Annotated in this window: 15 protein-coding genes; 7 read left to right on the top strand and 8 right to left on the bottom strand. The window is 45.1% G+C overall.

Annotation, left to right across the window (positions count from 1 at the left end; all coding sequences use genetic code 11):
- The first annotated feature begins 144 nt into the window (after positions 1–144).
- Positions 145–1,611: a sensor domain-containing diguanylate cyclase gene (locus KI655_RS05050; protein WP_285402352.1), complete on the top strand. Its 1,467-nt coding sequence runs from the start codon at positions 145–147 to the stop codon at positions 1,609–1,611.
- Between the two features lie 55 nt (positions 1,612–1,666).
- Here the strand turns inward: KI655_RS05050 and dusC are convergent, their stop codons facing one another.
- Together dusC and KI655_RS05040 are read right to left on the bottom strand one after the other, a co-directional pair.
- Positions 1,667–2,629 carry a tRNA dihydrouridine(16) synthase DusC gene (gene dusC, locus KI655_RS05045; protein WP_285402350.1) on the bottom strand — a complete coding sequence of 321 codons (963 nt, stop codon included), beginning with the start codon at positions 2,627–2,629 and terminating at the stop codon, positions 1,667–1,669.
- Between the two features lie 73 nt (positions 2,630–2,702).
- The gene (locus KI655_RS05040) at positions 2,703–3,257 is read right to left on the bottom strand and encodes a prepilin-type N-terminal cleavage/methylation domain-containing protein (protein ID WP_285402348.1); all 555 of its coding nucleotides are present in this window, start codon (positions 3,255–3,257) and stop codon (positions 2,703–2,705) included.
- Between the two features lie 210 nt (positions 3,258–3,467).
- Between KI655_RS05040 and KI655_RS05035 the strand changes: the two genes are divergently transcribed.
- Entirely contained in the window at positions 3,468–4,091 is a 624-nt protein-coding gene (locus KI655_RS05035; protein ID WP_285402346.1) for a YecA family protein, read from the top strand.
- Positions 4,092–4,214: 123 nt separating this feature from the next.
- Here the strand turns inward: KI655_RS05035 and dsbB are convergent, their stop codons facing one another.
- Positions 4,215–4,718, bottom strand: coding sequence for a disulfide bond formation protein DsbB (gene dsbB / locus KI655_RS05030; RefSeq protein ID WP_285402480.1), 504 nt, complete (start codon positions 4,716–4,718; stop codon positions 4,215–4,217).
- A 147-nt stretch (positions 4,719–4,865) separates the two neighbouring features.
- Positions 4,866–6,455, bottom strand: coding sequence for a Na(+)/H(+) antiporter NhaB (gene nhaB / locus KI655_RS05025; protein WP_285402344.1), 1,590 nt, complete (start codon positions 6,453–6,455; stop codon positions 4,866–4,868).
- A gap of 639 nt (positions 6,456–7,094) precedes the next feature.
- On the opposite strand from nhaB, the gene fadR reads away from it, so the two are divergent.
- On the top strand, positions 7,095–7,934 hold the full coding sequence (gene fadR / locus KI655_RS05020; protein ID WP_285402342.1) for a fatty acid metabolism transcriptional regulator FadR: 840 nt from the start codon (positions 7,095–7,097) through the stop codon (positions 7,932–7,934).
- A gap of 111 nt (positions 7,935–8,045) precedes the next feature.
- On the opposite strand, the gene KI655_RS05015 is transcribed toward fadR, so the two are convergent.
- Positions 8,046–8,525, bottom strand: coding sequence for a DUF1456 family protein (locus KI655_RS05015; protein WP_285402340.1), 480 nt, complete (start codon positions 8,523–8,525; stop codon positions 8,046–8,048).
- A gap of 172 nt (positions 8,526–8,697) precedes the next feature.
- Entirely contained in the window at positions 8,698–10,758 is a 2,061-nt protein-coding gene (gene metG / locus KI655_RS05010) for a methionine--tRNA ligase (protein ID WP_285402338.1), read from the bottom strand.
- 159 nt (positions 10,759–10,917) lie between these two features.
- Between metG and apbC the strand changes: the two genes are divergently transcribed.
- The 3 genes from apbC to KI655_RS04995 all read left to right on the top strand — a co-directional run bounded on the left by apbC (position 10,918) and on the right by KI655_RS04995 (position 15,054).
- Positions 10,918–11,994: an iron-sulfur cluster carrier protein ApbC gene (apbC, locus tag KI655_RS05005; RefSeq protein WP_285402336.1), complete on the top strand. Its 1,077-nt coding sequence runs from the start codon at positions 10,918–10,920 to the stop codon at positions 11,992–11,994.
- A gap of 195 nt (positions 11,995–12,189) precedes the next feature.
- Entirely contained in the window at positions 12,190–12,831 is a 642-nt protein-coding gene (gene udk, locus KI655_RS05000; RefSeq protein ID WP_285402335.1) for a uridine kinase, read from the top strand.
- Between the two features lie 123 nt (positions 12,832–12,954).
- Positions 12,955–15,054: an AsmA family protein gene (locus KI655_RS04995; RefSeq protein WP_285402333.1), complete on the top strand. Its 2,100-nt coding sequence runs from the start codon at positions 12,955–12,957 to the stop codon at positions 15,052–15,054.
- Positions 15,055–15,221: 167 nt separating this feature from the next.
- On the opposite strand, the gene cobO is transcribed toward KI655_RS04995, so the two are convergent.
- The gene (gene cobO, locus KI655_RS04990) at positions 15,222–15,827 is read right to left on the bottom strand and encodes a cob(I)yrinic acid a,c-diamide adenosyltransferase (RefSeq protein WP_285402331.1); all 606 of its coding nucleotides are present in this window, start codon (positions 15,825–15,827) and stop codon (positions 15,222–15,224) included.
- Positions 15,828–15,911: 84 nt separating this feature from the next.
- Here cobO and KI655_RS04985 point away from each other — a divergent pair, with 84 nt between their 5' ends.
- On the top strand, positions 15,912–16,361 hold the full coding sequence (locus tag KI655_RS04985; RefSeq protein ID WP_285402329.1) for a low molecular weight protein-tyrosine-phosphatase: 450 nt from the start codon (positions 15,912–15,914) through the stop codon (positions 16,359–16,361).
- A 91-nt stretch (positions 16,362–16,452) separates the two neighbouring features.
- On the opposite strand, the gene KI655_RS04980 is transcribed toward KI655_RS04985, so the two are convergent.
- Entirely contained in the window at positions 16,453–18,000 is a 1,548-nt protein-coding gene (locus KI655_RS04980) for a SulP family inorganic anion transporter (protein ID WP_285402327.1), read from the bottom strand.
- Positions 18,001–18,115 lie beyond the last annotated feature (115 nt).

Raw genomic sequence — 18,115 nt, 5'->3', positions numbered from 1 at the left:
TGAACAGCTTGCTCAGCGTCAAGGGGTTATTTTTTTGCGATATCTATTTGTGAAATAACAAATTACATAATTTTATCGGGTTGAATGTCGTTACGAATGTAATAATATTAATGGGAAATAGATAAGCGAAAGAGCATACAGTTTATGAAAGTTAATAGGCATTTTAGCCTAACCTTTGTTTTTGGTTTTCCTGCCATTATTATCACCATGCTGCTTGCGCTTATCGCTAAAAATCATCTCGATGCGGTAGAGAAAGAGGTGACCTACGAGTACCAAAGGATTATTGATGCCTTTGAACGTACGACAACGGTTGTAACCGCTCTGGACTACAGCTTCTCCAATTACTACAAATCCAGTAACCCTCTATTCCTAGACCACAATAAGACTGTGGTGGATGGTGTGTGCCGTATTTGGCCCATCGATGGTCTGTTGCTTGCAGACGGTAAGACTGCCGATATCCCTTCCGTCGATATCAACTATATGTTGGTTGGCGATGCAAGCTTGTGTTCAGAATTGAGTGATGCCTATAAAAGCGCCAGTGAGAAAGTGGCACTTGCTCCTATACTCTCTTTCTTAGCTCAGTTGGACGATTATTATTTTGGTGTTCATTTTATTGATACTAAGGGCTATGTGATCTCTTCTCCTGAGGATTTTGCCAAAGGGCTGGGTAAAGAACTGCTATCGACGGTCAAGGGCCGTCCCTACTGGCAGCGAACCGCCAATAACCCTGAAATGCTCACTTTGTCGGGGCCTGCTCGTAGACCCGATACTCTGGATCGAGTAATGAGTATGACCATCCCCGTATTCTACAAAGGCCGTCATCAGGGAATGCTCTCGGTGGATATCAATTCGAAAAAGCTTCTGCGCTCGGAAAGTCGTTTGCTTGCAGGGCAAGTTGATATTGTTGATTTAACCCATAAGCTGCCGCCAGAGGGCGCGATCTGGGTACAACCAATAGAGCTAAATGGTGTAGCAGCCCATCATATGATCTTCTATCGATTCGATTTGGCGAAAGAGCTTAAAACCTTTGTAAAAAATGAGACCGACAGTGTGTTTGTCGCCTTAACTGTGTATCTGTTCATGGTGACCATTTTTTTCTATATCAATAGCACGATAGAGAAAGGCTACTTTAAAGAGCTTGCGGCTAAAGACCCGATGACAGGATTGCTCAACCGACGTGGCTTAGAGGCATTTTGGCGTAACGTTCAGCACGATGAGTTATTTGTACTGGTCGTGTTTGATATCGATAACTTTAAAGGCATTAACGATACCTTTGGTCATGACAAAGGCGACGAAGTGATTCGCTATATGGCGCGTCAAATCCATAATGGAATACGCAGTAGTGATGCTGGGGCCCGTTTTGGTGGAGAAGAGTTTGTTCTTTATCTTAGAGGAGAGGAGCGACAAACCCTTAAGAACATCCTGCATCGCGTTAAGACGGCGATTTGTGAGCAGTCGACGAATGTGGTTGAGGGTGGTTTTACTGTCTCAGGCGGCGCTTGTATTGTCGAGTCGGATAGCACTCAACTAAGCTTTGATGAAGTATTCAAATGTGCGGATGAGAAGCTGTATATTGCGAAAACAACGGGCAAGAATAAGACTGTGTTTTAGTCTATAGAACGCCTGTGTGACGTTCTGTAGATGGGAGGAGATATCTTGGCGTGATTTAGACTGTTGGCGCGGCCAATAATCTATCTTGATAGCGCTGAATATGCTCAACGATCGGTGCGGCCTTCTTGAAGGTACGGATCTCTCGGAAGATCTCTTCTGCCTCTGGGTACTCTTTACGTAGATAGACAAACCACTGTTTTACACGGTTAGGGTAGTAGAGCCCCTTATCGCCCTCAATCTCGAACTCAGAATAGCGCAGTAGCAATGCCAATACTTCTTTCCAAGGCATCGGCTGGTGGTTGTGCTTAACCACATTACCTAGGTTAGGAACGTTAAAAGCGCCTCGGCACACCATCAAAGAATCAATACCCGTCGCTTTAATGCAGTCCTGGCCGTCTTGGTAATTCCAGATCTCGCCGTTTGCAATCAAGGGTAATGAGGTTTTCTGGCGGATTTGATTAATATAATCCCACTTGATTTCACTTGCCTTATAGCCACCTGTCTTAGTACGTGCGTGTACCGTTAACTCATCGGCCTTGGCTTGCTCAATCGCATCCACAATCTCAAAACACTCTTCAGGGTCTTCCCAACCCAGGCGAATCTTAGCTGATACAGGAATGTGCGCTGGTACCGCTTCGCGACAAGCCTTAACCACCTTGTAGATGAGGTCAGGCTCTTTAAGAAGAGAGGCACCACCATTACTCTTGTTTACCGCTTTAGCTGGGCAGCCGAAGTTAAGGTCAATCCCTTTTGCGCCCAGACTCGCGGCTTGGACTGCGTTTTGCGCCATCCATTCAGGGTGCTGACCAAGCAGTTGAACGTGCACAGGGACACCTGCCATGGTTTGAGAGCCTTGGTGTAGTTCAGGACACAGACGGTGGAATACGTGAGGCGGCAGTAGCTGATCGGTAACGCGCACAAATTCGGTGACACAAAGATCGTAATCGTTGATCTCTGTGAGGATCTCACGCATTAGGTGGTCTAAAACACCCTCCATCGGGCCTAGTATTACTCGCATATCGCTCTACCGAAACATCTCTGTCCTAAAAAATTAAGAGGCGTGATTGTACGGTGTCCCTTTCTGATTGTCACTACGGAGCGGAGTTAGCTAATTGCCTAGTTACTCTAACTTCACCTGTAATCGGTGAATAATAGAGAATAGGTAAGCGCTCGGATTGGGTGAAACTCGGAGTGTAGTAGTAATAGCACTCAGGCGTTCCTGTATACCAACTAACAATCGCTTCCGTTGAGGGTAGAATATAGCCAGTATCGTACTGTGAACGAGCGATTAAGTCAGAATCAATCAGAGAGTTCCACAGCGCAACACACTGGTCGCCTTCTACTTGTGGCGCTTGTGTTGGTGGTTGCTCACGTACCGATATCGGGAATCCAGTCTCTGAAGGATATACATCGCCTTCGCCGTAATTAACAACTTGATCAAAATCGGGCTCACCATCGACCAGCCATTGTGAATGGTACATATCGATACTGTTTCTGAAGGCAGAAAATGCGCCTTGCGCTAATGCCTCGTGAGCGTCTCTTTGTACACCCATAAAACGAGGTGCGACAGTAATGGCCAATACACCCAAAATAACCACCACCACAATAAGTTCGAGTAATGTAAAACCTCGGAATTTTGACTTCATGTTGATTAATCCTAAATGTAATAAATTATTTCAGCCGCCGTTTTACACCCAAGACTATGATTATCAAAGCGAAATAAGTGATATGAAGGTGATATTTTCAACGCAATGGTTTGCGTACGATTGTCGGTTACAAAAGGGAGAGAAGTGGTTGGCGACATCTTAGGGTGGTTGGCGTTATAATGTCGAAAATGCCCAATATCCAGAGCTTTCATGACATATCAATTATTAAGCCTTCCAGAGTCCATCAATGACATTACGCCTCAATTTATTGAAGGGGCAATCCTTGCTTCGAATCTAGCGACAAAACCGTTAGAGCCTGAAACATGGTTAGCGATTATTGCACCTGAAGCGGGTGAAGCTTTAGTTGCCTTGGTGACGGAACAGATTAACCGCCAACACAACCTAATTCAGCGTAGTGAATACTTACTGACGGATGTGCTTGCTGAAGGTGATTTCAACGAGCAGTTCGCGGATTTCGCTGAAGGCTTTATGATGGTTTGGCCGACTGTGGAAGAGCAGTGGCAAACCGTGACGATTGCCGACGGTACACTACGTATGTTGCAAGCGCTGCTGACAACGCTGATGCTAGCGATTGATGAGGAACAAACACAGCAACAGATGATTGCGGCTGGCCTTGAAAACCCACCTGTATTAGCAGATTTAGTTGGCCAAATTGACTTGATGGTTTCTGAGGTTGCACTGGCAGCAGACGAAGCGATGCTCGGCAATAAAGCACAGAGTGTGAATCCGTTCAAAGGTATTGGTCGAAATGATCCGTGTCCTTGTGAAAGCGGTAAAAAATTCAAGCAATGCTGCGGCCGAGCGAATGCTTAATACTCGTTAATAGCGGGTGGTTAATAGAGGCTCGTTACTAGAAGCCTGCTAAAAACAACGCGCAAGAAAAACAAAAAAGTCGACCTCATTGGTCGACTATTTTATTGATGTCTGCAGTGATGATTACTTAGATTTAACGAACTGAGAAATCACAATGATACCCAGTGCAATCAAGTTGCCGGCAAAAATGACCACCAACCATTGTGGCATGGATAAGCCTATAAATTGCCAAACGACCTTAGCACAATCACCATACGCCTCGAACATCCAAGGTGCCCATTCATTCAGTGGCGCCCAGCTTGGGAATGTCACAAATAGGTCACAGGTTGCGAATGGTGATGGATTGAATTGGTAATCCACGTGTTGAAGTGACAACATTAAGCCTTTATAAGCACCGAATCCCCAACCAGCAAGACCAAGCCAGCGTACAACTGGATTATTGGGTGCAATGGCACCTATCATAGCCGCAACACCAATAGCGAGCATGGCAATGCGCTCGTAGATACACATTACGCATGGGCCAAGCATCATAACGTGTTGGAAGAACAACGCGCATGCTTCAAAGAAGATTACGAAGCCAAGTAATAGTAGCCAAGAGAGGCGACCTTTAGAGAAATCTTTGAGCATTACAAGAAAATTCACGAATTTAGTCCTTCAATAAAATTAAAAAAGCCCTGATTACTCAGAGCTTTTTATCTTGGATAAGTTTCCTAATCAATGATTATTTTTCATTACTTAGATTCACTTATTCGTATCAGCCTACCAATTCGCCAATTAATGGCCGTTTGAGATGATTGATGTCACTTCGCCAGTGCGAGCCGTGATCCAACCTGCATCATAGAACCATGCGGTCATTGGCTCAACAAAGAACACGATTCCTGCAAGGCCAACCAGAGCCAGTACGATGGTGTAAGGCAGTGCCATGATAACCATACGACCGTAAGATAGGCGGATAAGTGGTGCTAGAGCCGAAGTCAGTAAGAATAGGAATGCCGCTTGGCCGTTTGGTGTTGCAACTGAAGGTAGGTTAGTACCCGTGTTGATAGCAACAGCAAGTAGGTCGAATTGGTCACGTGTGATGATACCGTCGACTAGAGCCGTTTTCACTTCATTGATGTAAACCGTACCAACGAATACGTTGTCCGAAACCATCGATAGAATACCGTTGGCTACGTAGAACAGAGCAAGTTGTGCACCTTTGTCTTCAACGTGAAGTACGGCATCGATAACTGGCTTAAATAGGCCTTGGTCGATGATTACCGCAACGATAGAGAAGAATACAGCAAGTAGCGCGGTAAATGGCAGTGCCTCTTCAAATGCTTTACCCATTGAGTGCTCTTCGATAACACCAGTAAATGCAGTTGCAAGGATGATAACCGATAGACCAATCAGACCTACTTCTGCAACGTGCAGAGCAAGACCAACGATTAGCCAAACCGCAATTGCGCCTTGAACCCACAGCTTAGCGATGTCTTGTTTTGTGCGGCTTGCTTTCTGCGTGTTATCGAATTCAACCAGGATTTGGCGAACGTTTGCAGGCAGTTTAGCACCGTAACCGAAGACTTTTAGCTTCTCAACTAGCGCACAAGTGATGATACCGCAGATGAATACTGGCAAGGTTACTGGCAGCATACGGATGATGAATTCACCAAACTCCCAGCCCGCTTGTTTAGCGATAACCAAGTTTTGTGGTTCGCCTACCATGGTCATTACACCACCCAGAGCCGTACCCACACCAGCGTGCATCAATAGTGAACGTAGGAAAGCACGGTAGTCTTCAAGGTCTTCACGTGTCAGTTCAGAGATCTCTTCATCGTGCGTGTGGTCGTGGGCTGAGTTCGAGCCCTTACCTGACGCGACTTTGTGATAGATAGAGTAGAAACCTACCGCCACGCTGATAACAACAGCAATAACCGTTAGTGCATCAAGGAACGCAGATAAGAACGCGGCTGCGACACAGAAGGCAACAGAGAGCAGGATTTTAGAGCGGATGCCAAGCAGTATCTTAGTAAAGATAAACAGCAGCAGCTCTTTCATGAAGTAGATACCCGCAACCATGAATACTAGCAAGAGTAGTACTGGAAGGTTGGCTTGGATTTCGTGGTAAACCATTTCAGGTTTGGTCATGCCAATCGCGATAGCTTGAATAGCCAGCAGACCGCCCGGTTGAAGAGGGTAACATTTGAGTGCCATTGCCAGCGTGAAAATAAATTCAACGACCAGTAACCAGCCTGCAACAAATGGATCAACGAGGAAGAAAACAAATGGGTTGATGATTAAAAACGAAATGATGGCAACTTTATACCAATCAGGAGCCTTACCAAGGAAGTTCTTGATAAAAGCGTTTCCGAGAGACATCGGCATGTTAATACTCTTTTATGTTGATTATGAATAGACAAGCAATACAACATTCGAGTTTCGAGCTATAGAAATTGATAAAAACTATAACTAACAGTGACTTAGAAAAACTACATTCCATGTAATGTTCTGTGGCCTTGCCAAGTCACTCCCTTAGAAACTCGTGCACTGCTTATTTTTGAGCGCAACTCTACTCTTAGATAACATTTAGTCAACAGGAAAAGCTCTGTTGGCCTAAAAATACCTCTTTTTTGTTGAAAAACGCGATCAAAGTAGCGCAAGCATAACACTTAAACTGTAATAAAAACCGACTAGAATCAATATTTGAGTGAAATGATTGAAATTTACATAATAACCCCACTTTATGTTCGATTATTACAACTTAATATTGCATTTTAATAGATTTAAAATTATGACCTATCTCTCTGATTTAATTGAAAAAGTAATGTGTTAAATTTTTGTTTAAATTGATGTTATATAGTGCAGCGATATTAGACTAAAGGTGCAAACGTGTGCTGCAATTTAGAGCTTTAGCTCTATTGTGTTGTTGGTGTGAGTAAACTTTTCGAGGTGTTTCCGAGAGGCGCTAACTAGTGGTATGATGAGTCAATTAAAGCAAAATAATTAAATTGGATTGAAGTGTAGATGGTCATTAAGGCGAAGAGCCCGGCAGGATTTGCAGAGAAGTATATTATTGAAAGTATTTGGAACGGCCGTTTTCCCCCTGGCTCAATCCTACCAGCTGAGCGTGAGCTGTCTGAGTTAATTGGTGTTACCCGTACTACGCTGCGTGAAGTGCTCCAGCGTTTGGCTCGTGACGGTTGGTTGACGATTCAACATGGTAAACCAACTAAGGTTAACCAGTTCATGGAAACGTCTGGTCTGCATATTCTTGATACGCTAATGACGCTAGACGTCGATAACGCGACTAACATCGTAGAAGACTTGCTTGCAGCACGTACAAATATTAGCCCTATCTTTATGCGCTACGCATTTAAGGCAAACAAAGAGAATTCTGAACGCACCATCATTAATGTGATTGAGTCGTGTGAAGCTCTACTTGCTTCAAAGACATGGGATGAGTTTGTTGAATCTTCTCCATATGCCGAGAAAATTAAACAAGCAGTAAAAGAAGACAACGAAAAAGACGAAGAGAAGCGCCAGGCGATTTTGATTGCGAAAACGTTCAACTTCTATGACTACATGTTGTTCCAACGTCTTGCGTTCCATTCAGGCAACCAAATCTATGGTTTGATCTTTAATGGTGTTCGTAAGCTTTACGACCGTATCGGTAGCTACTACTTCTCTAACCCAGAAGCACGTCGTCTAGCGATGGACTTTTACAAAGAGCTATTGGTGATTTGTGAGAGCGGTGAACGTGAAACCTTGCCATTGGTGATCCGTAACTACGGTGTTGCTAGCGGTCAGATTTGGAACGAGATGAAAACCACGTTACCAACGAACTTTACTGAAGACGACAGCTAAAGCGCGGTCTACAGTCTAGATTCTAGAAATAAATAAAAACGGGGAGCTATCTGATAGCTCCCCGTTTTTTGATCTTTTGCTGTGATTTGAGCGTGGTTAAAGGTGACTTAATTAACCAGCAAACTCTTCTGAATCTGGGCGCTGGGTGAACTGAACGCCGTTTAAGAAATCACACAGAAGCTGATCTTCACATACTTTGTAGTTTTTGTTGTTTGGCTTACGGAAGTAAGCACCAATCTCGTACTTGCTTAGGCTAATTCCCATTACTTCTAGCGCATCGAGTACATCTTCCGCTTTCATATTCAGTGCAATACGCAGCTTCATGAAAATCATGTTGTTGGTGAGTGATACTTCCGGCTTCGGTTGTTCGCCTTCTTTCTTACCGCGCTTAAGATTGATGAAACCGTTCAGGAAGATCGCCAGCTCTTTGTCTTTCATTTTCGAGAATGACTTTTCACCTTCGGCTTTGAGCCAGTTGTTCACTTGGTCGTGCGCAACGGTCGTATCTGCTTGTTCAAAAGCTTTGATGATTTGAGCGTTCTTCAGGTTTAGCGCGTGTTGGATACGGCGCAAGATTTCATTGTTAGTCACAGGAATCCTAGTTAGGCAGTGAGTCGAGAAGGGCTTGTATCGCATTAGTACGTAAAGCGCATCATCGACTGAAAAATTGAGGGGGGAATGTATCAGAGAATTTGGGATATCAACAGAAATAAAAAATCCCCATGCATTACTGCGATGGGGATTTTTAATTCAGTGGTTGGCGTTACATTACACGCATACCTGGCTGTGCACCTTCGTGCGGCTCAAGGATCCATAGGTCGCTGCCACCAGGGCCCGCTGCTAGGATCATGCCTTCAGACATACCAAACTTCATCTTACGAGGTTTAAGGTTCGCTACCATTACCGTTAGCTTGCCTTCTAGCTCTTCAGGTTTGTAGGCTGACTTGATGCCAGAAAATACCTGACGAGTTTCGCCACCGATGTCCAGTTGGAACTTAAGCAGTTTGTTTGCTTTTGGCACTTCTTCACAAGAGATGATACGAGCAATACGCATATCGACTGCTGCGAACGCGTCGAACTCAATCTCGTCTGCGATTGGATCTTTATCAAGCTCTGTTTGGCTTGCTTTGTTCTTAGCTGCTTCTGCCGCTTCTTTCGCTGCAACTTCTGCTGCGGCGTCTTCTTTAGAAGCTTCAATCATCGCTTCAACCTTTTTAGGGTCGATGCGGCTGAACAGTGCCTTGAACTTAGTGATCTCGTGGCCAGTTAGTGGTGCACTGATGCCTTCCCACGTTAGCTCTTCGTTTAGGAAGGCTTCTGTACGTGCTGCAAGCTCAGGCATTACAGGTTTCAGGTATGTGATCAGAACGCGGAATAGGTTAATACCAACAGAACAGATGTCTTGAAGCTCTTGGTCTTTACCTTCTTCTTTCGCTACAACCCACGGTGCTTTTTCGTCAACGTATTGGTTTGCTTTGTCTGCTAGCGCTGTGATTTCACGGATCGCACGACCAAACTCACGCGTTTCGTAAAGCTCAGCAATGCGGTCAGCGGCAGCAACGAACTCATTGTAAAGCTCAGGCTCAGCGAAGGTTTCAGATAGCTTGCCTTCATAGCGCTTAGTGATGAAGCCTGCGTTACGTGATGCTAGGTTAACGATCTTGTTTACTACGTCAGCGTTAACGCGCTGAGTGAAGTCTTCAAGGTTAAGATCTAGGTCATCGATACGGCTGTTTAGTTTCGCCGCGTAGTAGTAACGTAGACACTCTGGGTCTAGGTGGTCTAGGTACGTTGCCGCTTTGATGAATGTGCCTTTAGACTTAGACATCTTCGCACCGTTTACCGTTACATAGCCGTGTACGAATACGTTGTTTGGCTTACGGAAACCAGAGCCTTCTAACATTGCAGGCCAGAATAGAGAGTGGAAGTACACGATGTCTTTACCGATGAAGTGGTAAAGCTCTGTTGTGCTGTCTTTCTTCCAATACTCGTCGAAATCTAGACCTTCAGTCTTGTCACATAGGTTCTTGAACGAAGCCATGTAACCTACAGGTGCGTCTAGCCATACGTAGAAGAACTTATTCTTCTCGCCTGGGATTTCAAAACCGAAGTAAGGTGCATCACGTGAGATATCCCACTGTTGCAGGCCAGACTCAAACCACTCTTGCATCTTGTTTGCTGTTTCAGACTGAAGAGAGCCAGAGCGAGTCCACTCTTGTAGCATGCTTTCAAACTGAGGCAGGTCGAAGAAGAAGTGCTCAGAGTCTTTCATAACTGGTGTCGCGCCAGAAACTGCTGATTTCGGGTTAATCAGTTCAGTTGGGCTGTACGTTTCACCACAGTTGTCACAGTTGTCACCGTATTGGTCTTCTGACTTACACTTAGGGCATGTACCTTTTACGAAACGATCCGGTAGGAACATCTCTTTCTCAGGGTCGAATAGCTGAGAGATAGTGCGGCTAGAGATAAAGCCGTTCTTTTTAAGCTCTAGGTAGATGTGTGAAGCCAGCTCACGGTTCTCTTCTGAGTGTGTGCTGTGGTAGTTATCAAAGCTAATATCGAAGCCAGCGAAGTCTTTTTGGTGCTCTTCACTTACTGCAGCGATCATTTCTTCTGGTGTAATACCCATCTGTTGTGCTTTTAGCATGATTGGCGTGCCGTGAGCATCGTCAGCACAGATGAAGTTTACAGTGTTGCCACGTAGGCGTTGGTAGCGAACCCAGATATCAGCTTGAATGTGCTCAAGCATATGACCTAGGTGAATCGAACCATTAGCGTACGGAAGGGCACAAGTTACCAAAAGTTTTCTTGGATCAGTCGCCATACTTAAATTTCGCTTCTTTTTGATGGGTATTAATTTGATGTGTAATACTACTTTATAACGTGTGTCACGCCAAGGTATCAAATTGAGGAATCCCTTAGTTTTTTAAGGGTTCAGTCTTTCGTCAGCGGGTGATAGCATAAATCAAAAAAAGGAGCCCCAATGCGTAACTTCACATCAAAGCAAGATTTCTGTTCTTGGCTGAATGAGTTTGAATCTGTACTTCTTATCCCTGAATGGGCATCGCAACCAAACATGGTTACGGTTGACCCAAAAGGCGCATTCATCATCACACTACCATTTGCTGCCAACAGCTTAGTCGAAGAGTTGTCTCACTGGGTATCACATCAAATTGCAGACCAAAAGGTTGCTGCTTTCGAATTCGAAGTTCGAATTAAACCTGCTGCATTGGAAACCACCGTATCTAGCCCTGTGAAAGGGGTGAAAAACATCATTGCAGTGACGTCTGCAAAAGGTGGCGTGGGTAAATCAACAACCTCAGTAAACCTTGCGTTGGCTCTGTCTAAGTCGGGCGCCAAGGTCGGCCTACTAGATGCTGATATTTACGGCCCTTCTGTTCCTATGATGCTCGGTCAAATGCAGGCGAAACCAGAAGTACGTGATAACAAATGGATGATCCCAATTGAAGCGCATGGGATCTTTACGCACTCTATCGGTTACCTTGTATCAAAGGATGATGCGGCCATCTGGCGTGGTCCTATGGCGGCAAAAGCATTAGGTCAGATCATGAATGAGACGGTATGGCCTGATCTCGATTACCTGGTGATTGACATGCCACCGGGCACGGGCGATATCCAACTCACCCTCTCTCAACAGATTCCAGTGACGGGCGCTATCGTCGTAACTACACCACAAGACTTGGCACTCGCCGATGCGCGCAAGGGTGTGGCAATGTTCGATAAAGTGGGCGTGCCTGTGGCGGGCTTAGTGGAGAATATGAGCTACCATATCTGTAGTCACTGTGGTGAAAAAGAGCATATCTTTGGGGCTGGTGGCGCAGAAGCCATGGCTGTTGAGTTCAGTTTAGACATTCTGGCGCAAATTCCACTGCACATTGATGTGCGAGAAGATATCGATGCCGGCATGCCAACTGTCGTGCGTCGCCCGGAGAGTGAACATACTCGTCACTACCTTGATCTGGCTGAGAATGTTGCTTGTAAGATGTTCTGGACGGGTAAGGCAAAGCCAGAGGCAATCAATTTCTCAATGGTTGACTAGTTTAAAAATAATACAGAGTGTGCAAATGGTTGATGGGTTCTGAACGCTAAGCAAACGTTTGTTTTGATTTAATCCATTTGGATCATCAATTTGACGGTATTTTGCTGAAATGGCGACTAGAATCTGTAGAGCTTAGCCCCTATAATCAGGCGGTTTATCTATTCCCATCACCAAAACCATATCGGGTGCAAAATAATGTCTGATAATAATCAATGTGTCATCGTAGGTATCGCTGGCGCTTCAGCTTCAGGAAAAAGTCTGATTGCTAGTACTATTTATAATGAGTTGCGCGAAAAAGTAGGCGACCATCAAATTGGTGTTATCACGGAAGATTGCTACTACAGCGACCAAAGCCACTTGAGTATGGAAGAGCGTGTTAAAACGAACTACGACCACCCAAATGCACTAGATCATGATCTACTGTGCGAGCACCTGAAAGAGCTAATGAACGGCAACGCTGTTGAAGTTCCAGAATACAGCTACTCTGAACACACACGTACTTCTGAAACGACTACACTTACTCCAAAGAAAGTGATCATCTTAGAAGGTATCCTGCTGCTAACGGACCCACGTCTACGTGAATTGATGCACGCGAGTGTATTCATGGATACACCACTAGACATCTGTCTACTGCGTCGTGTTAAGCGTGATGTTGAAGAGCGTGGTCGTACGATGGACTCAGTACTGAAGCAGTACCAAGAGACAGTGCGCCCAATGTTTATGCAGTTTATCGAGCCATCAAAGCAGCATGCGGATATTATCGTTCCTCGTGGCGGTAAGAACCGTATCGCAATCGACGTTTTGAAAGCTCATATTGCTAAGCTATTAAAGTCGTAGTCAGTCGGATCTGACAGAAGTAAGAATTTAGTTATAAGTTCTTAACTTAGCTTTATTTTTTATCGAATAAGTGGCACTTTTATAGTGCCACTTTCTTTTGGAATCTAAGCAAGGAATATGCGGATGAAGAAACTACTCATTTTCATAGCTATCCCAGTTGTTGTCGTTATTGCGGCTATTCTGGCGTTAGTACTGTTAGTGAATCCTAACCAATTTAAACCAATGATCGTTGAACAGGCGCAAAAGCACACTGGCTTAGAGCTTGTGATTGAAGGCGATATCAGTTGGCAATTCTTCCCATCAATTGGTTTTGAACTCGGACAAACAGAGTTACGTAATCCGCAAGGCTTTACGCAGCCGAACCTATTTAAGGTTGATACTGTTGGTATCGACATCTCGGTAACCCCTCTATTTAGCAATCAACTTGAGATCGGTAACGTCACGCTGGATGGCGCAGAATTCTATTTAGAAACGCTGAAAGATGGCCGTAAGAATATTGATGCGCTAACGCAAGCTCAATCATCAGAAGCGACAACGGAAGAAGCGGTTGCGACTGAAGAGACAGTGCCGGCTGCACAAGAGGAGAGTGCGGGCTCTAACTGGACGATTAACCTTGCTGGTGTGACAGTATCCAATGCACTGTTTGAGATGGACGACAAGCAAGCTGGTTCGTTTATCAAGCTCTACGATGTGGCATTTAATCTATCTGAATTTGCAGCAGAGACTTGGACGACTGCGACTTTCTCCGCATCGGGTGAAAATAATCAACAGAAATTCTCAGCGGACGGCAGTGCGGAATTCAAGTTGGCGAAGGGTTTCACCAGCTACGTGCTGCGCAATATCGATCTAGATGCTACGTTTAGCGATCCAAGCACCAAGATTGAATCAGCAAAAATTGGTTTGGATGCCTTTGAGTTCGATAAGGTTAGCAATCTAACTTACAGTGTTGTGGGTCAAGCCGCTGATATGGAGCTGGATCTGAAAGGTTCGGGTGAGCTGACCGTAGACAGCGCAATTTCTAAAGTTGTGCTGAATAAGCTGACGCTAGACTCTACCTTTAAAGGAGCAGCACTTCCGCAATCGCCAATGAAGGTCGATATGCTATCGGACTTGAGTTTTGATCTGACTAAGAGCCATCTAAGCTTTGTGTTAGAGAAACTGCAAGCGAATAGCATCGCCTTAGACGGTAAAGCGGATGTGACACTGTCTGAGATTCCTAAGGTTCGCTTCTCTTTGCATAGCCCAAATATTGATTTGGATGAGTTCCTAGGTTTGAACAATGCTTCTGAAACGGCGGTTTCAGAGCCTGCGAAAGAGACAACGCCTTCAGCGCCGGCAAAAGAAGTAGAACCGGATCTTACTGCGCTGAAAACGCTTGATGTTAAAGGCGATATTACGATTGATAAGTTCAAAGCTAATAACGCACGTATGCAGAATGTAAAAACGGCATTCTCGGTTAACCGTGGCGTAGCAAAGCTAGAGTCATTCACATCTAACCTTTATGACGGCTCGATCTCTGCGACAGCAACTCTGGATGCGCGTAAGTCACCAGCGTCATACACGGCTAAGAAAGCGATTAAGGGCGTTAAGGTTCAACCATTGCTGGTGGATGTTGCGAATAACGACATGCTTGAAGGTACGGGTAATATCGATGTGAATGTCTCTGGTAAGAGTCTGACGCCGACTGGTATCAAGAAGAATCTTGTTGGTACCATTGCGATTAACTTTGCCGATGGTGCCGTGAACGGCATTAACGTTGCGCAGTTGATTCGTGAAAATTACGCGAAGATCAAAGGCGAAAAGCTAGACGATACCGAAGGTGTTCAGAAAACGGATTTCAGCGCGATGAAAGCAACACTGAAAGTCGATAAAGGTTGGGTATCGACCAATGACATGTCTGCACAATCTCCACTACTGCGTGTAACGGGCTCAGGTAAGGCTAACTTCATTAATGAGACTGTCGATTTCCTAGTACGCACCTCAATCGTAGGCTCTCTAGAAGGTCAGGGCGGTAAGAGCATTGATGACCTAAAAGATGTGACCATTCCAATTAAGGTGACAGGGGCTTGGGCAGATCCTAAGTTTAGCTTGGTGTTCGATGACGTATTGAAGCAGAAAGCACAGAAAGAGATTGATCGCGGTGTTGAGAAGCTGACTGACAAGATTAAAGATGAGAAAACCAAAGAGGCGGTAGATGGCCTTCTGAAAGGTCTATTTAACTAATCTTGGATTAATTCGTTAATGAAAAAGCGCCACTCTTTAATTAGGAGTGGCGCTTTTTTATTTAAACGTCTAAAACAGAGGTTTTCTAAGATATCGCCCTTTGTTATGGGAAGTAACACGGCCAAAGCCGTCATTTGCCTGAGTCGAGAACCCCTGTTCGAGGGTTATTACCAATCCACGCCTTGCAGAGCTTTAATACCAGACTCGAATGCATGCTTCACATTGCGAACCTCTGAAACCGTATCTGCCATCTCGGTCAACGTGCGATGTGCGCCACGACCTGTAATGATCACTGATTGCATCTTTGGACGGTTATTTAGCGCTTCAACGACTTCATCAAGCTCAATGTAGCCATAGCTCACCATGTAGGTCAGCTCATCAAATAGAATCACGTCTAGAGACTCATCAGCGAGCATTCGTTTACACTCTTTCCAAACGCGCTGAGCTGCCTCGATATCTTGGGCTTTATTTTGTGTCTCCCAAGTAAAGCCCGTGCCCATTACCTGAAACTCAACGTCTAGCTTCTCAAGAACATTCTTTTCGCCGTTGTCCCAAGTACCTTTAACAAACTGAGCCACTGCACACTTCTTACCGTGACCGACTGCGCGAGTAATGGTACCAAAGCCAGATGTAGACTTACCTTTGCCGTTACCTGTGATAACAAGCAGCAGTCCTTTGACTTCCTGAGCAGCAGCAACACGTGCGTCCACTTGCTCCTTTACCTTTTGTTGGCGGGCTTTGTGGCGTTGCTCTTTGTTGTCTTCAGTCGACATAACTCATCCTTATAATTTGTGATTGGCTCTATCATAGCTTAAGTTAAGACTATCAAAAACCATCGAAAGAACAGGTGATTAGGGATGAAAAAGATACTGGTAGTCTGCATGGGTAATATTTGTCGTTCTCCGACAGGCGAGGCAATACTGCGAGCAAAGGCAAAATCTATGGGAATAGACGTAGAGGTCGACTCAGCTGGCACCATTGGCTATCATCAAGGAAATCCACCGGATCCTCGTTCTAAAGCTGCAGGTGAGGCGAGGGGTTATAGCTTTGCGGGGATTACATCACGTAAGGTGGTAAGCCAAGATTTTGAGGACTTTGACCTGATCCTAGCCGCCGATAATGCCAACTTGTCGGATCTAGAATCACAATGCCCAGTGCACCTACGACACAAACTGGCACTTTTCTTAAGTTATGGTTCTTCAAGTTATCAAGAGATCCCTGATCCCTATTATGGCGGGGGAGATGGCTTTGAATTGGTTCTCGATTTAATCGAAGAGTCGAGTGAAGCGGTACTGAAATCCCTTTGAAACTCTAATATTCCGATTTCGTAAGCAGATACAAAAATGCCGACGTTCAACGTCGGCATTCTTTATCTTATCTATGTAAAGCCATCAGCTGTTACTTAGACATAACCTTGTAGATTGGGTCTTCAGCAACGTTTGCTTCAACTAGGCTACCGGCCTTGTGCAGCATAGCAACACAGTCTTGGCTTAGGTGGCGTAGGTGCAGCGTTTTACCTTGCGCAGCGTAACGCTCTGCAATGGTATCAATCGCTTCGATTGCTGAGTGGTCCGTTACGCGAGAGTTTGCGAAGTCTACGATAACATCTTGTGGATCTTCATGAGCATCAAATAGCTCTAGGAAGTTCGCTGTAGAACCGAAGAAGATTGGGCCATTAACCTTGTACTCTTTTGAGCCTTCTTCGTTGATGCACGTGTCTGCGTAGATGTGCTTAGCGTGTTGCCATGCAAACATTAGCGCAGAAGCGATAACACCAACAAATACAGCAACCGCAAGGTCAGTCATTACAGTAACAACCGTTACTAGAACGATAACAAAGAAGTCTTGCTTAGGTACGCGGCGTGCAAGCTTGAACGTTGCCCATTCGAACGTACCGATAACAACCATGAACATTACGCCCACAAGAGCTGCTAGAGGAATCATTTCAATCAGCGAAGATGCGAATAGGATGAACATCAGTAGAGCAACCGCAGCAACGATACCTGATAGACGACCACGACCACCAGAGTTTACGTTGATCATCGATTGACCAATCATTGCACAACCACCCATCGCGCCAAATACTGAACACGTTACGTTCGCCATACCTTGACCAACACATTCACGGTTAGATTGACCACGAGTGTTCGTCATTTCATCAAGTACTGTCAGAGTCAGTAGTGATTCAATCAGACCAATTGCTGCAAGGATCACTGCGTAAGGCAGGATGATGTAAATCGTTTCTAGGTTAAATGGTACTGCTGGAATAGAGAATGTTGGTAGAGAGCCAGCAAGTGTTGCTGCATCGTCGCCAGACATAGTACGCAGGAAGTCTACTACGGTACGTGTTTCTAGGTCTAAACCAACCACTAGCGCGGTAACAGTCACAATTGCAACCAGTGAAGAAGGTACTGCAGTGGTGAACTTAGGCAGGAAGTGGATGATACCCATTGTAAGTGCAACCAGACCTAGCATTAGCGTCATTTGGTCTGTTGGCAGCCAAGTAAGTGCGCCCGTCATATCCGGTGCTTTGAACTGACCAAGTTGAGCTAGGAAGATAACGATAGCCAGACCGTTCACAAAACCGATCATTACCGGGTGTGGAACGATACGGATAAACTTACCGAGTTTGAATAAGCCCGCAGCAATCTGAAGGATACCCGCTAGCATGATGGCTGCGAATAGGTATTGAACGCCATGAGTCGCGACTAGGCTAACCATTACAACGGCCATTGCACCCGTTGCACCAGAGATCATGCCTGGACGACCGCCAAAGATAGAAGTGATTAGACCGACGATGAATGCTGCGTAAAGGCCGACCATAGGGTCAACACCAGCAACGAATGCGAATGCTACGGCTTCAGGTACTAGAGCAAGTGCTACAGTAAGGCCTGAAAGCACGTCATTCTTTACAGAGTGCTTTGAAAATTGTGGGAATTCGAACATGTGTGCTCAGCTATGCTTTAAATGGATTTACCGACACGAACATATTGCGAAGCTAAACAGGTGTAATAAAGAGCGGCAATAGCTAAGTGTCGAAAAAGATAAGTGCGCGAATCCT

Origin of the sequence: Vibrio sp. D404a, assembly GCF_030248535.1 — a bacterium.
Classification (GTDB): Bacteria; Pseudomonadota; Gammaproteobacteria; order Enterobacterales; family Vibrionaceae; genus Vibrio.
Note: the sequence above shows the minus strand (reverse complement) of the source record. Positions and strands in the feature narration are given on the sequence as shown.